Source organism: Ktedonosporobacter rubrisoli (assembly GCF_004208415.1).
Lineage (GTDB): Bacteria > Chloroflexota > Ktedonobacteria > Ktedonobacterales > Ktedonobacteraceae > Ktedonosporobacter > Ktedonosporobacter rubrisoli.
Genome location: NZ_CP035758.1, coordinates 6341927 through 6356829, shown reverse-complemented (window position 1 = coordinate 6356829; position 14903 = coordinate 6341927). Strand labels below are relative to the sequence as shown.

Below are 14903 nucleotides of genomic sequence, written 5' to 3'. Positions count from 1 at the left end.
TAGGTCTTAGACGATACGGCGAACCCAATCGCTGATAAACGGAAGACGATAATCTGGACGTAGCCAGGCCATGACCATAAGCCAGATCCACAGCAGGAGGCTGGCCCACATAAGCACGTTGAGCAGCAGGCCAAGACCAAAATCGGTTAAGATGTGGAGCAGCGGTATCCAACCCAGCATAGCCTTCAGCATGGTTGCTGCGAACATGAGTAAGCAAAGTCCCCCGAAGGTTACCATAGATTGTACCGCGTGCCAGCGCACATTGCGATTTTTCTCTACTAGAAACAGCCCAAGGCCCGAGACCCACCAGAAGGCATAGGCCAGTACGCGTTCCAGGCGCTCGTCCATCCCTAGAGTCGTCATCTTCATCATTAAACATGCCTCTCTTGTTCTTAACAGCCACATTTCAGCATTGAAATGTAACTGTTTCGTTTGCAATACTATCACATATACGTGCTGCCAGGATGTGTGTTGCAAAAGCTCGGCAAAATTTTGTACTGATTTTTAGCTCTGACGCGATTTTTTTGGTGGCTGGAGCGTCTATATGTTTGGAGATGGATTTGCGGACAACATAGAATTTCCTGTCCTGCACTATTGCTTAGTTCCACGAAAGCTGGAACCAGCGAGAAGAAGAGCTATTCTATAGCAATAGAAGAGAATCCACTCACCGGGGAATTTGATACAGGTTTAACGAATTGCGAGCTTGTTATAGATCAATAGTCTTATATCTGGCAGTGATGCAGGCAGTTCTTCACAAGATATGCTAAAATACGCAGGGAAAAAGCAAAGCCCGCTAGAGCTATCATTTCGCAGCAATTGGATGTTGCATATGAACTGCTACGAAAATTTCCAAACTGTGACATACAAAAGATACCGGAATTGAAGGTTCCCTATGCAAAAAGAGATGAAAGTTGCCTCAGTATTGTCTATGAATCGTATTCGTCCGCTTGTGTGCTATACAATAGGGCTGATTGCAGGGTTTGTAGGTATTGCTGATATGCTCTCGGCCATCGTGCCCAAGCTCAATTGGGATATCCTGCTTGGCGCATGGCCGTTTGTGGCGCATAAAATTCCGGCGCAGACGCTTACGGTGGTTGTAGGCTTTTTCCTTATTATGCTCTCGTATGGCTTGATGCGTAGTAAGGCCCACGCCTGGCACCTGACCCTTGTGCTGCTCTTGCTCTCGGGCCTCTTGCATGTGTTGCGCGGAGGCTCCATTCTGGCCACCGTTGTAGCCCTGGGCCTGGCGCTAGTGCTCTGCTGTTTGCGCAACTTTTTTCTAGCGAGAAGTGATCCGCCTTCGGTCTGGCGGGGATATATTGCCCTGACGCTGGGCCTTGGCGTGGTAGTGTTCTATACGATCGGGGGCTTTATCGCTCTCTATGATGACTTCAATCCTTTGATTGATCGCTTTGGTATTGAGGTCTTCGCCCTGCGCATCCTTACCAATGCGCATATGGTCCATATTGCGCGCGGCACGCCAGCCTTTCTCTTTGGTCACGCGCTGCCTGTGCTCTGTATCAGTGCTGTGCTCTATGGCATGGTTCAGCTCTTTCGACCGGTGGCGGCTGTCCTGCTGCCAGATACCGAGGAGCGCTATGAGGTCGCGCAACTGACGCGCCTGTATGGCAAGAGCTCAATTTCCTACTTTGCTATGGGCCTTGATAAGTCCTACTTCTTCTCGGAGTCTGGCAAGTCGGTAATTAGCTATGTGCTGGTCGGCAGCACGGCTGTGGTGGCCGGCGATCCGATTGGTCCTGACCATGAGACGGCGGCGGTCATCGAGCAATTTATGAACTTCTGCCACGTGCAAAGCTGGACTGCGGTTTTCTGGCAGGTGCGCGCGGAGATCGCGGACCTGTATCGGGAGGCCGGATTGCACTTGCTGAAGATCGGCGAGGACGCGATTATCAACACCGAGAAGTTTACCCTCAAGGGCGGAGCTATGGCGAACGTGCGCTCAAGTGCGAAGCGGGCCGAGAAAGAAGATGTGCACGTTGTCTTCTATCGGGGACGCATTAGTGACTTTGAGCAGCTTGCGCAAATGGAGCGCATATCGCACGATTGGCTGGTCAGTAAGGGCGGCATGGAGATGGGCTTTAGCATGGGGCACTTTGATCCGCAGAGCAATCCTGAGTTAATGTATGCAGTAGCTGTGGATAAGACGAATCGGGTGCATGCTTTTGTGAACTTTGTGCCGATCTATGGCCGCGAGGGTTGGGGACTTGATCTTATGCGGCGGGCCGCGCGTTGTGCGCCCGGGACGATGGAATTGCTGCTGGCGCGCTCGATTGAATACTTGAAGAGCTGCGGCGCGCAGACGATTAGCCTTGGCCTGGCTCCGCTGGGTAATACCAATAAAGATGACGAGACCTTCCTGGGCTCAAGCATAGATTTCTTGACCCATCGCTTCGGCGATCCCGAGAAGAATCGCTCGCTCTTTAACTTTAAAAAGAAGTTTCATCCTATCTGGGAGAGCCGCTATCTTGTATACTCGGATGCGTTAAGCTTGCCCAAGATTGGCCTGGCGTTGTACAGCGCTCATCAGCGCGATGCTTCGCTGTTGAGCACGGCGCGCGCTTCCTTGGCTTCCTGGCGGCGCAATATGCGCAAATCCTCTACTGGTAAGTTGGAGGCGCTCAACGTCTAAATATGCCTATGTGTTGTGTTATAGTTTAAGCAACATAAGGTGAATACGCTGCTTCAAGGGTCCTTCTGCCGAGGACCCTTTTGTAGAGGAAAGGCCAGGAAGCTATGCACAGCAGTAGAATATTCTTTTCGGAGCGCAATCATGCGCGCGTGGTCTCTACCACGCTAGCAGGGCATGTTGAGAGCATTCTTGAAGCGCTTGAGCTGGAATATCCGGCGCCGCTGATCATGATTGCCGGTGGCGCCGGCAACTTTGCGGGTCAGTACGCCGCTCTGCTTACGCACCTGGGGACCGAGAGCATTGTGCCAGCAGCCGTCGAGGCAGGAGCAGTAATTATCGACGGCGGTTCGCATGTGGGGATTATGCAGGTCATGGGACAGGCTCTGCTTCGGCATGGGCAACGCAGGCCACTGCTGGGTGTGGCACCGACAGGCCTGGTGACGTATCCAGGTAGACCCAGCAGCGCGCTTACTGAAGAGCTTGTTTCGCTTGATCCGCATCATTCGCATTTTGTGTTGGTTGAGGGTAACAAGTGGGGGTGTGAGACCGAGATGATGTATGCGCTGGGTCGGGCTATCGCGCGGGAAAAAGGAGCTCTGACGTTGCTGGCCAACGGTGGATCGATTGCGCTCGATGAGGCGCTGACCACGGTACGGCATGGCTGGCCTCTGCTGGTGATCGAGGGAAGCGGGCGTCTCGCCGATGATGTTGTGCGTCTGTGGCGCGATCAGGCGGCGCAGATTGCTGATGAGCGGCTCCGCGAAGTGGTGAGGCGTGGACGCATTGTGCCCTTTCATATTGGCGCCTCAGCGACTGCCTTGAAGCAACTTATCCTCCAACTGTTGGGATCTGAAGAATCCTGAGCTTAGCAGTTTATTCGCCGCTTGCCAGCCTATACTATCCTCAGGCATCGATATGCATGGAGGCGCGCAAACGATCCTGGGCCTCTTGTATCATCTCGACGGCTTGTGGCAGACCCTCTAGCTTATGCTGGGCTTTTTGTAGTAAGAAAAGATTGCTCAACACGCCTTCAAAAACCGAGACCCTTGGTGTATTGTCAATGGCTTTCTGATAGGTTTTCATAGCTGTGGCAAGCTCTGCGGGCTTATCTGCGAGAGTGGCCAGGGCCAATTGGGCCGTAGCGAGATCATAATAGTCCCAATAGGGCTCCCATTGTCCGGTCTCAATACGCTCCTGAGTCAGGCGCGCGGTACGCTCAAAGTAAGTGCGGGCCTCCTCCATCTGGCCCAGATAGAAAGCAAGGCTAGCAATATTGCCAGGGCCATAGGCGCTGGTGCGATCAAGGGCGTAGGCCTGCCTGTAACAGTCAAGAGCCTTCTCATACTCACCAAGACGCCGATGCAATCCGCCAAGCGAGCCAAGCGCTTCCAGATAGTCATTTTTGAGCTCAATAGCGCGCTGCAAGTGCTCCTGGGCCAGGCCAAAGTAGTGCTGGCGCTGCGTTTCTTGCTCCTGCAGCGCTCCCAGCAGACGATAGGTAAGGCCTAGCTCTTTGTGGGCCTCGGGGTAATCGCTCCTGGCTTTGAGGGCGTCGCTGAAGGACGTAATTGCCTCATTGTAGCGCCCGATGCTCTGATAAATACGCCCCAGAACATAGTTCATTTGCGCGTTGTTGGCCAGCAGATGGCGGGCCTTTTCATAGGAGGCCATAGCTTCGTTATATTCGCGGCGCTGCCAGAGCTGGCTCCCAAGAATGAGATAGGCCAGGGCTGTGTTGCTGCGATCAAAGCGCTCTTTGACTGACTCCTGAAGCCTTGCCACGTTATTCACAAGCGTCTCCAGGTCGCCGATACTTTTGCTCTTCTCTTCCATCTCTTGTTGCAGCTGCTCAATGGCCCTGCTTTTGGCTTCAGTCTCACTCTGCAGCCGGCCTACGCTGCTAAGGCGCTCGCGCCATTCTTTTTCAAGATCACGGAAGCCGCTGGTTGTGGAGAAGCCGAAGAGGCCAAGCGCGCCTGCCGCCACGCCCAGAACTACAAGCATAGCATTCATAAGGTTGAGGACGTTCTGGGTCTGCGCTACCTCTAAATCGGCTTTCTGGGCCGCAACGTTAGCTTGATCAAGCACCGAGCCGGCGCTGGGATTGCTCGTGCTGAGCTGAGCGGTTTTAAAGGCGAATTGGGTGAGGACCTGCGAGAGTGGGGTGATGATAAGCACGATGAGGACCAGCAAAACGAGGAACCCAATAATCCACAGCTGCGCTCTGCGCTGGCGCTGCAGCCTGGTGATTTCCTTATCGTCTGATGGGGACATGAAACCTCCTTGTTGCGCGTAAACTGGCGTGGAGACCGGCCGGGCTCTCGGCGCTCCGCTTGCCTGGATTTTTCCTATTTATTGGCCAAAACGGCAGTCAAGATCAAGAGCCGAGCTATGTTCATAGGTGCCGTAAAAGATGCATATGAAACATAATAACACATGTATATGCAATTCGTCAGCCTGGTTGCCCATTTCTGGCGCAATGTGCTAGACTTTAGAGAGAAACTTCTTTCCATCTTCTGGCAGTTCCAGCCTGGCTTAAACTGTAAAGCGCTGTGCTGGCTGCTGGAGAGATTTGACAATTGAAAAAATCCTCCTGGTAACTGGCGATCTATGTGGAGCACCACAGGGAAGCCAGGAGGTAAGATGCTAGAGCCGCTCGCCTGGGCTGGGACACAGACGTTATGCTTACTATACGTCTCGTGGCCCTTTTTTGTGTGGAAACAACTGACGGAGCGCCGGGGATGAAAGAACTTTTCCTGGTGCATATTCACAACTTTACAAGCGCAAGCGTACTGCTTGCTCCGGCCCTGTGTCGAGGGGCTGGCTTTGCTCATATCCAAAAAGGAATACAGATGGCTGAGAACGAAATTGCCTTGCGTTATGGCTGTAATCCACATCAGAAGCCGGCGAGAGTCTTTATGCGCTCAGGAGGTGCCCTGCCCTTTCAGGTCCTTAACGGCGCGCCCGGCTATATTAATCTGCTGGATGCTCTCAACTCGTGGCAGTTAGTGCGCGAGCTGAAACAGGTCTTGCATTTGCCCGCCGCGACCTCTTTTAAGCACGTTAGCCCGGCAGGGGCAGCCCTGGGCTTGCCGCTGAGCGAGACCTTGAAACAGGCCAATGGCGTCGATGGCCTGGAATTATCTCCCCTGGCCTCAGCCTATGCCCGCGCGCGCGGCGCCGACCGTCAGGCTTCCTTTGGCGATTGGGTGGCCCTGAGCGATGTTGTAGATGTGCCAACGGCGCAGTTGATACGCCGCGAGGTCTCCGATGGGATTATTGCTCCTGGCTATGAACCGGAAGCGCTGGAGCTTTTGCGCAAGAAGCACCAGGGCAGATACACTGTCCTGCAGATCGATCAAGACTACCAGCCGCAGGAAAGCGAGCGGCGCGAGGTCTTTGGCGTTACCTTTGAACAGAAGCGCAACGATTATGTGCCAGGCGCCGAGCAACTGAGCGAGATCCCAACGAAGAATCGTCATTTGCCGGAGGAGGCCAAACGGGACCTCTTGCTGGCCCTGATCACTTTGAAGTATACCCAATCCAACTCTATCTGTTTTACCTATGATGGCCAGTGCATCGGGATCGGAGCCGGCCAGCAATCGCGCATCTATTGCACGCGCCTGGCCGCCGGTAAAGCTGCGAACTGGTATTTGCGCCAGCATCCCACTGTACAGAACTTGCCCTGGAAGCAGGGCGTGAAGCGACCCGATCGGACGAACGGCATTGATCTCTTCCTGCGCGACGATCTAACGGCCGCCGAGGAGCAGGAGTGGCAGCAGTTGTTTGAGAAGGTGCCGCAACGCCTTAGCGCCGAGGAGAAGCGGGCCTGGCTGTCAGGTCTGCAGGGCGTTTCGCTGGGCTCCGATGCCTACATTCCTTTCCGCGATAACGTGGATTTCGCCTCCCAGTATGGCGTTTCATACATTGTGCAGCCCGGTGGCTCTATTCGCGACGAGGATGTCATTGCAGCCTGCGATACCTATGGCATGGTCATGGTCTTTAATGGCGTGCGCCTGTTCCATCACTAATTGGCTTAGCCGGGACAAGTTGGAAAGCAAGGCTTGTCCCGGGCCAATCTGCTTAGCCCCTAAATGTTCAGTCTGCAAGCTTCCCAGGTTATTAGTGGAGCTCAATCGCTTCGCTCTCTTTCCCTCAGCTTTGTCGCTCATTTGTAACGTTACATTTCGCGTATATGTGCTTACCTTTTCCAAAAATATGTTATAGCTTGCTTATTAGTATATAAAGTGCTCAAAGATATATCATAGTGTATAGGAAAATTGCGATGATAAAGGATAATGAAAATTCGCCACAGGAAAAAAGAGAGCGTGTTGGCAAAAACGTCTGCAGGGAGCGCACAAAGCTGGTTTGACGCAAGAGCAGTTGGGAGACCCTGAATTTACCGAAGCGTATATTTCAGCCATTGAGAGAGGAAAAATTAACATGTCTGCGAAAGTCCTGGCGATCATAGCCAGGCGCTTGCAGGTACCGCAGGAGCTTTTGTTAGAAAGCGGTTTGGAAGATGAGGGAGGCGTGGCAGTTTAGGATGAACTCGATAGTTTAGCGTTAGCTTCTTCGTTAGTTGCCGAGACTCAACCAGGAAAATGCTTGTATTTCCTGGGATCGCATGCTACTATTGCTGTATCTACTAGTTCTTGTATCTGACTCTATCAATAGATTTACATAAGAAGTTGTTAAGAGTTAGGGCAAGGCATAAGGTTAGGGTCAAGGTCGATGATTGACAGAATAATGAGGAGAGGAACCTTATATGCCGACGCAGGAAGAGCGCCTGAGTGCACTGGAGAAGACAATGGTCCAATTACGGCCAGTTCTTAGCGATATTGCCCATGAGTTAAGCATGGTTAAGGGCTTAACCATTAAGCAGGTCGAGATTACGCAAGCGCTGGGGAAGGACTTGCAGCAAACTAAAGAAGAGCTGGGCCAGGAGATCCAACTGGTCAAAATACAATCAGCCGAGCACATGAAGATCACGCAAGCCCTGGATAGAGACTTGCAGCAAACTAAAAAAGAATTAAGCCAGGAGATCCAGCAAGTCAAAGCGCAAGCAGCCGAACACATGAAGATTACGCAAGCGCTGGGGAAGGACTTGCAGCAAACTAAAGAAGAGTTGGGCCAGGAGATTCAGCAGGTCAAAGCGCAAGCAGCCGAACATATGAAGATCACACAGGCTTTGAGCCAGGATATGCAGCAAGTCAAAGCGCAGGTGAATAGCCTGGATAGCCATATGCAGCAAGTAGATGCCCGTTTGGATCAGATGGATATACGGTTTGACAAGGTAGACACGCGGTTAGATCAGATGGATATACGGTTTGACAAGGTAGACACGCGGCTGGATCAGATGGATGTGAGATTTGATCGCGTAGATGCTCGGCTGGACAAGGTGGATATGCGGTTAGACGAAGTAGATAGGCGGTTTGACCATGTAGATGCTCGGCTAGACAAGGTAGACACGCGGCTGGATCGCATGGATACGCGATTTGACAATGTGGATGCACGATTGGATCGCATGGATACGCGATTTGACAATGTAGACACGCGTCTAGGTGGTATGGACATGCATCTAGGCGGTATGGACACACGTATGGGGAATATGGAGTCTATGCTCACCCAAATCCTTGTTCGTCTTCCAGAAGCACCTGCAAAATAGATATGCTGGCCCGGCTTGCCTTGAGTCAAAAGAAGAACCGGGCCAGGCAATGCTTAGCCCTCCCTCATACACAAGAAAATAGCTGCGCATCGCCCCATCAATCATTCCCAGCTCTCACCCGCTTGTTCACAGAAATAAAGCAGGCAAGCTTTCCCTCATGCTGAAGCGTTACCTTTTCCCAACCTGAGAAAGAATCTGACAGAAGATGTCAGGTTCGTGCGCTATACTCAAAGTCTGTGCGAGTGGCAAGGATTATTGTTGGCCACTCGCATTCTTTGCCCTTTGTAAGATTGCTTTAGCATTGGTTGGAGGCTTATAAACTCATGGAGGATAAACAGGGAGAGGCACATAGCTTAACGAGTCAAGCCGGTACTGCCACTTTAGCACACAGTACGCGCGAAGAGAGGGTCGAGCAGCAGGCCTGGCGGCGCTCAGAGCTGGTTGCGTGCTTGCTGGGAAATAGAAGCGAGATTGTCCAGAGCCCTAAGAGCCGCGCCACTACGTTGAGCGGCTCGCGCTCAGGCCTGATGGATACAGAGACCTTACGTGTTCAGGGAGCCAGGCAGCACAATCTCAAGAACATTGATCTTGAGATTCCGCGCAACAAACTTGTAGTTCTGACCGGCGTCAGCGGCAGCGGTAAATCATCGCTGGCCTTCGATACCATTTATGCCGAAGGGCAGCGCCGCTATGTCGAGAGCTTATCGCCATTTGTGCGGCGTTTTCTTGAGAAGGTTGACAAGCCACAGCTTGACGGCATCTCCGGCTTGAGTCCGGCGGTAGCGATCGAACAGAAGACGGTGAGCAAGAATCCGCGCTCAACTGTGGGTACGATTACCGAGATTATCAATTACTTGCGGCTGCTCTATTCGCGCGTTGGCCATGTACATTGTCCAGCATGTGGCAACGAGATCAAGCGCCGTTCGGCGACCGAGATGCTCAAGCGCTTGCGCGCCTTGCCCGCTGGAACGACTTTTCGTCTGCTGGTGCCGCTCTCGGCGCGGAGGGGAGAAGAGCTAACGGCGCGCCTGGCCAGGCTGGCGGCTCAGGGCTACACTGCTGTGCGTCTCGCCGGGCGCATACAAACGATAAAAGATGTGCGCTTAGAGCAGGAGCGCGAATATAGCGTCGAGCTGCTTGTGAAACAGGATAGTGTGCCTGAGACAGAGCTGGACGGCTGGAGCGAACAACTGGCGCTGACCATCAAGCGTGCCTTGCGCCTGAGCGACAGAACGCTGATCGTGGAGCTGGGCCAAGGCCTTGAAGTCTTTCTTAGCGAGGAGCTGGTCTGCGCCTATTGTGGAACGCAAGTACCATTCTTGAGCTCGCAGCACTTCAGCCAGTTTTCGCCGGTGGGCATGTGTCCCGACTGCCATGGTATGGGAACGCGCATGGAGATCGATCTTGGCCAGATTATTAGCGATCCCACGCTTACCATTCGCCAGGGTGCCTTGCGTTGGTACGGTGACATGCGCAAGAAGGGAAGCTATAAACGTGGCTTTGTGGAATCGGTAACGCAGCACTATGGCGCCGATATCGATACGCCCTGGCAGGATTTGCCCGCGCGCGTACGCGAGGTCATTTTGTATGGCTCGGGCGAGGAGCGCATTCGTATCAAGTCGCTTCTGGAGAGCTCGGGGCGTACCTATGAGGTGACTGATAGCGTGCCAGGTGTGGTCAACGAGATTGCGCGCCTCTTCCGTCAGACCACCTCCGAGCACTCTAAACGCTGGAGCAGCAGCTTTATGAGTCATCAGACATGTAGCACCTGTCAGGGCACCGGGCTAATGGCGGCGGCCAGCAAGGTAACGCTGGGCGGGCTGAGCATCATTGAGATCGGCGAGCTCTCTATTGCTGAGTTGCGCAAATGGCTTGACAAGCTGCAGGAAAGCTTGAGTGATGAAGAGTTGGCGATTGCCGCCGAAATCTTGCTGGAGAGCCGCTTGCGCGTGGGTTTCTTGCTGGATGTTGGACTACACTACCTGAGCTTAAATCGGACGGCACCAACGCTCTCGGGCGGTGAAGGGCAGCGCTTGCGCCTGGCAAGTCAGTTGGGCAGTGGTTTAACCGGTCTGCTCTATGTGCTGGATGAGCCCTCAATTGGTCTGCATGCGCGCGATCAGCAAGCCTTGCTTAAGACGCTCCTGCAGTTGCGCGATATGGGCAACTCTGTGCTTGTGGTTGAGCACGATGAGACGTTTATGCGTGCCGCCGATTGGCTTATCGATGTGGGACCGGGCGCTGGCGTGGCCGGAGGAAATATTGTTGCCGCCGGAACGCCAGAAGAGGTGGCGCGACACCCTGCCTCGCTGACCGGGCGCTACTTGCGTGGCGAGCTACGGATCAGCGCGCCCGGGGCTGCAAAGCGACGTCAGCCTACGCGCGGCTGGCTCGCGCTTGAGGGTGCGCGCCTGCACAATCTCAAGCAGGTCACGGCGCGCTTCCCCCTCGGGCTCTTCATTTGTATGACCGGCGTCAGCGGCAGCGGCAAGAGCAGCCTGATTAACGGCACGCTCTCGCCGGCACTCAAGCGCCATCTGCATGGAGAGGATGAGCCCGGCGGACCCTTTGAGCGGCTCACGGGCCTCTCAGAGCTCAAAGGGCTGGTCAATGTCACGCAAGACCCCATCGGGCGCACGCCGCGTTCCAATCCAGCAACCTATGTCGGAATCTTTGATGAGATTCGCACGCTATTTGCCGGCACCGAGCTGGCAATCAAGCGCGGCTATAAGGCCGATCGCTTTAGCTTTAACGTTGAGGGCGGACGCTGCGAGACGTGTAAGGGGCAGGGACAGATCAGTATCGAGATGCACTTTCTTGCCGATGTCTGGGTGCCGTGCAGGGATTGTCAGGGCACGCGCTTCAATAATGAGACCCTGGCCGTACGTTATCAGGGCAAGCATATCGCCGAGGTGCTGGCCATGGACGTGCGCGAGGCGATTGACTTCTTTGGCGCTTCGCCTAAGATCACGCGCGTCTTGCAAACGCTAAGCGATGTGGGCCTTGATTATGTCCAGTTGGGGCAGAGCGCCACAACCTTTAGCGGTGGCGAGGCGCAGCGCATCAAGCTGGCCAGGGAATTGAGCCGACAGGCGACGGGGCGCACGCTCTATATCCTCGACGAGCCGACGACTGGGCTGCACTTTGCCGACGTGCAGCGCTTGTTGGATGTCTTGCAACGCCTGGTCGAGCGGGGCAACACGGTTATCGTGATTGAGCACCATCTCGACGTCATCAAGGCCGCCGACTGGATTATCGATATGGGGCCCGAGGGTGGCCGCAACGGCGGGCGCATTATCGCCGAGGGCACGCCTGAACAGGTTGCAGCCAGCGCGCAAAGCTATACCGGAAAGTTTTTGCAGGCTCTCCTGGCCTGAGTAAGTGTGTGGCCGGGGCTTTTTGTCACAAGGTCTCGGCCTTTTTTAGCAATGGTAGAAAAGAATAGAGGCGCCTGCCTGTAGCCTTATGCTCTTGCAAACTGAACGTAGCCTGCGCACTTTGTCTTGTTCAGAAGCACAATCTATAGTATAGTTTTGTGGATCTATATTGTGCTGAAAAAAAGATGGAGTAGCATGCTACGTTTAAGTTTGAAGCGCTGGCATCCCAGCCGCTACGAGCTATGGATGTTCGGGCTTGTCGCGCTGGCCACGCTGGCTCGCCTTGTCTTGATCTATAATAACTGGCCTACGACGAACAGCGATGAAGGTAACATGGGCCTGGTGGCTCTCCATGTCGCCTACCGGGGAGAGCTGCCCATCTTCTTCTATGGCCTGCCCTATATGGGGCCGGTGGAGGGCTATCTTGCCGCGCCCCTCTTTCATATACTGGGACCGTCGCTCTTTACCCTGCGCCTTGCCCTCATCCCGCTGTTCGTGCTGTTTATCGCCGCGCTATTTTATCTTACGCGCCTGCTCTATTCCGAGAAGTTGGCCCTGCTGATCGTCGTATTATTTAGCTTTGGCTCGCTGGATATTATCTCTCGTCAGCTCAAGGCTGTTGGCGAGTATCCCGAGACTGAGCTGTTTGCGGCTCTGATCTGCCTCTTTGCTGCCTGGTTTGCCCTCTCCTACGCGCGCTTTAGCGCAACCGCAAGCAGAAGGGAATGGTGGAAGCGCCTGCTGGCCTATGGCTTGCTGGGCCTGGTGATCGGACTGGCTCTGTGGGTCGATTTTCTGATATTGCCCTTTGTGGCCTCGGCCGGACTGCTCCTGCTGCTTTTCTGCCGCAAAGAACTCTTCTCCTTAATGGGCTTAAGCCTGCTGATCGGCTGCATCATCGGCATTTTTCCACTTATTGTCTATAATGTCACGGCGCCGCTGGATCGCAATTCGCTCAATGTACTATTGGATATTCATCATGCAGGCGCGCAGGCATTAGTGGGCGTTGAGCTGCCCTGGCTCAAGCAGATTATCGGCACCGTCATGATTGCATTGCCTCTAGCCACGGGAGCCAATCCGCTCTGTCCGCTGGAAGCTATTCCCATGTTTGGCGCGTCCTCGCCCTTGATGGCGCAGTGCAGCATTCTGCAAGGCGGCTGGGGTCTGGGCTATCTCGCCCTTGGCGTAATTGCCGTCCTGGGCGCGGCCGGCGTGGCCTGGAAACTGTGGCGGGAACAAAGAACTGCGCAGGCCTTGACGCTAGAGGAGCGCCAGGAGCTCATCTTGCAGTGCAGCCGGCTGATGGTGCTGCTGAGCGCGGGCCTAACCCTGCTTCTGTACCTGATCAGTCCCAGTCCGGCCGTCGTGCCCTTTACCTCGGCGCGCTACCTGACCTGCCTGCTCATCGCTGTGCCGGCGCTCTTGTGGCCTTTATGGCGTGGTCTGCGCCGGGTCCAGACAGGTTGGGGACAGGCCAGACGTATCGCCTCGGCCGGGATCTTGCTAGTAATCCTTGCCGTCTTTGTGCTCGGCACCTTCAGAACCTTTGCAGAGATCCCTATGGCACAAGATTATTATCGGCAGGAAGGGGCCCTGATCCACAAGCTTGAGAGCCTGGGAGCCACACGCATCTATTCTGAGTACTGGACCTGCAACCGTCTGACCTTTCATAGTCAGGAGAAGGTTATTTGTAGCGCGTTGGAGGCTAATCTAGCGCCAGGCTTTGATCGTTACGCCCCCTATCGCGATATTGTACGCGCGGCTGCTCACCCGGCCTATGTCTTTCCGCTGGGCTCGCAGCAGATCACAAATTTTGCGCGCAAACTGGCCGAACTTAAGATTGCTTGCCAGCGCTATACCTTCGCGGGCTATGCCATCTTTTTGCCGGAGCGTCCTGTAAGCCTGGGGCGGCAGGAAGTGGCTGCGGGCCTGGTCATGCTTGCATGAGAGCAAGATGCAAGAAGTTTTTCTACCCTACTTCGCATATGCTCTTTCTGTGTACATAATGCACCCAGTAAAGAGTAGCTGTAAAGCTGGTCAAGGAAAGGAGTCTTCCTATGCCCGAACTGCATACCCTGTTGGCCGATCTCGCTTTCGGCGAGTCACCACGTTGGCACGCCGGGCGCCTGTGGGTGGCCGATTGGGGAGCGCAAGAGATTCTTGCCGTCGACCATGAGGGCAGGCGTGAAAGCATCGTCAAGGTCGATTTTCCAGCATTCCCCATGTGCTTCGACTGGTTGCCCAATGGGCAATTACTTCTCGTTTCATCTCGTAATGGGCTGCTGCTACGCATGGAAGCTGATGGAGAGCTTGTGACTCATGCCGACTTAAGCGACCTGGCAAGGAAAGGGCTTCCCTGGAACGAGATTGTCGTAGACGGCAGGAGTAACATCTATTTGAATAACACAGGCTTTGACTTTCCCGCCGGCGCGTTCGCACCCGGAACCATTGCCCTGCTCTCGCCAGATGGAACAAAGCGCCAGGTCGCCGATGGTCTGGCCTTTCCCAACGGCATGGCGGTGACCGCTGACAACTCCACGCTGATTGTGGCTGAATCCTATGGCAATAAGCTCACGGCCTTTGATATTGAAGCTTCCGGCAGCCTCTCACATCGACGCGTATGGGCAGAGACAGGCAATGATCATCCCGATGGAATTTGCCTCGATGCCGAAGGTGCTATCTGGTACGCCGACGTTGGAAACAGGCGTTGCGTGCGTATCCGTGAAGGAGGAGAGGTGTTACAAACGATTGAGCTTGATCGTGGCGGCTTTGCATGTATGCTTGGCGGAGATGACGGTAAGACGCTCTACATAGTGGCAACCGAGTGGAAAGATGCTGAGGAGAATATGGGTGAGGCAAGGCGAACAGGTCAGGTGTTTACCTTGCGTGCGCCAGCGCCACATGCTGGATGGCCGTAACCTGGATTTCTGGCGCGGCATGTTAGCTTTGCCTGCATGAGGCAGGCTGAGCAGCATATGGATAGCGTTTGCAAGCTTCTGATCTGGGGCGTAGTCTATTGGATCGCGCCCCTCTCCAATCTTTCGTTCCCCTCTATCGTAGTCATGCGGCCACAAAATCAATCTTGGATAATTCTGCAGAGAGAAAAGAGACGTGGAAGCATTGGCGTACATCAGCTATAATGTTCAAAGCGGTAAGTTGCTATACCGTATGCAGGCTTGCCATTTACCGCTGATACCAATAGCGAAGA

General features: G+C 54.3%; 9 protein-coding genes and 1 riboswitch. Of the genes, 7 read left to right on the top strand and 2 right to left on the bottom strand.

Going from position 1 to position 14903, the window contains the following annotated elements; genetic code table 11:
* Positions 1–6 precede the first annotated feature (6 nt).
* Positions 7–372 (bottom strand): DUF4870 domain-containing protein, encoded by a 366-nt coding sequence (locus EPA93_RS27615; protein WP_129890594.1) that lies wholly within the window; start codon positions 370–372, stop codon positions 7–9.
* 520 nt (positions 373–892) lie between these two features.
* Between EPA93_RS27615 and EPA93_RS27610 the strand changes: the two genes are divergently transcribed.
* Together EPA93_RS27610 and EPA93_RS27605 are read left to right on the top strand one after the other, a co-directional pair.
* On the top strand, positions 893–2650 hold the full coding sequence (locus tag EPA93_RS27610; RefSeq protein ID WP_129890593.1) for a bifunctional lysylphosphatidylglycerol flippase/synthetase MprF: 1758 nt from the start codon (positions 893–895) through the stop codon (positions 2648–2650).
* A 104-nt stretch (positions 2651–2754) separates the two neighbouring features.
* Positions 2755–3513 carry a hypothetical protein gene (locus EPA93_RS27605; protein WP_129890592.1) on the top strand — a complete coding sequence of 253 codons (759 nt, stop codon included), beginning with the start codon at positions 2755–2757 and terminating at the stop codon, positions 3511–3513.
* 40 nt (positions 3514–3553) lie between these two features.
* On the opposite strand, the gene EPA93_RS27600 is transcribed toward EPA93_RS27605, so the two are convergent.
* A complete protein-coding gene (locus tag EPA93_RS27600; protein ID WP_129890591.1) occupies positions 3554–4924 on the bottom strand; it encodes a tetratricopeptide repeat protein in 1371 nt (456 codons plus the stop codon).
* 312 nt (positions 4925–5236) lie between these two features.
* A riboswitch (ZMP/ZTP riboswitch) is annotated at positions 5237–5323 on the top strand.
* A gap of 179 nt (positions 5324–5502) precedes the next feature.
* On the opposite strand from EPA93_RS27600, the gene EPA93_RS27595 reads away from it, so the two are divergent.
* From EPA93_RS27595 to EPA93_RS27575, 5 genes are all read left to right on the top strand, one after another.
* Positions 5503–6681, top strand: a complete 1179-nt coding sequence (locus tag EPA93_RS27595) for a phosphoribosylaminoimidazolecarboxamide formyltransferase (protein ID WP_129894673.1) — start codon at positions 5503–5505, stop codon at positions 6679–6681.
* 737 nt (positions 6682–7418) lie between these two features.
* On the top strand, positions 7419–8318 hold the full coding sequence (locus EPA93_RS27590; protein WP_129890590.1) for a coiled-coil domain-containing protein: 900 nt from the start codon (positions 7419–7421) through the stop codon (positions 8316–8318).
* Positions 8319–8845: 527 nt separating this feature from the next.
* Positions 8846–11695 carry an excinuclease ABC subunit UvrA gene (gene uvrA / locus EPA93_RS27585; RefSeq protein WP_129894672.1) on the top strand — a complete coding sequence of 950 codons (2850 nt, stop codon included), beginning with the start codon at positions 8846–8848 and terminating at the stop codon, positions 11693–11695.
* A gap of 195 nt (positions 11696–11890) precedes the next feature.
* Positions 11891–13642 carry a hypothetical protein gene (locus tag EPA93_RS27580; protein ID WP_129890589.1) on the top strand — a complete coding sequence of 584 codons (1752 nt, stop codon included), beginning with the start codon at positions 11891–11893 and terminating at the stop codon, positions 13640–13642.
* Between the two features lie 110 nt (positions 13643–13752).
* Positions 13753–14613, top strand: coding sequence for an SMP-30/gluconolactonase/LRE family protein (locus EPA93_RS27575; RefSeq protein WP_129890588.1), 861 nt, complete (start codon positions 13753–13755; stop codon positions 14611–14613).
* Positions 14614–14903: the final 290 nt, after the last annotated feature.

Bases quoted from the DNA above. Each gene is read 5' to 3' on its own strand.
- EPA93_RS27615 (WP_129890594.1), bottom strand. From the start codon at position 372: ATGATGAAGATGACGACTCTAGGGATGGACGAGCGCCTGGAACGCGTA.
- EPA93_RS27610 (WP_129890593.1), top strand. From the start codon at position 893: ATGCAAAAAGAGATGAAAGTTGCCTCAGTATTGTCTATGAATCGTATT.
- EPA93_RS27605 (WP_129890592.1), top strand. From the start codon at position 2,755: ATGCACAGCAGTAGAATATTCTTTTCGGAGCGCAATCATGCGCGCGTG.
- EPA93_RS27600 (WP_129890591.1), bottom strand. From the start codon at position 4,924: ATGTCCCCATCAGACGATAAGGAAATCACCAGGCTGCAGCGCCAGCGC.
- EPA93_RS27595 (WP_129894673.1), top strand. From the start codon at position 5,503: ATGGCTGAGAACGAAATTGCCTTGCGTTATGGCTGTAATCCACATCAG.
- EPA93_RS27590 (WP_129890590.1), top strand. From the start codon at position 7,419: ATGCCGACGCAGGAAGAGCGCCTGAGTGCACTGGAGAAGACAATGGTC.
- uvrA (WP_129894672.1), top strand. From the start codon at position 8,846: ATGGATACAGAGACCTTACGTGTTCAGGGAGCCAGGCAGCACAATCTC.
- EPA93_RS27580 (WP_129890589.1), top strand. From the start codon at position 11,891: ATGCTACGTTTAAGTTTGAAGCGCTGGCATCCCAGCCGCTACGAGCTA.
- EPA93_RS27575 (WP_129890588.1), top strand. From the start codon at position 13,753: ATGCCCGAACTGCATACCCTGTTGGCCGATCTCGCTTTCGGCGAGTCA.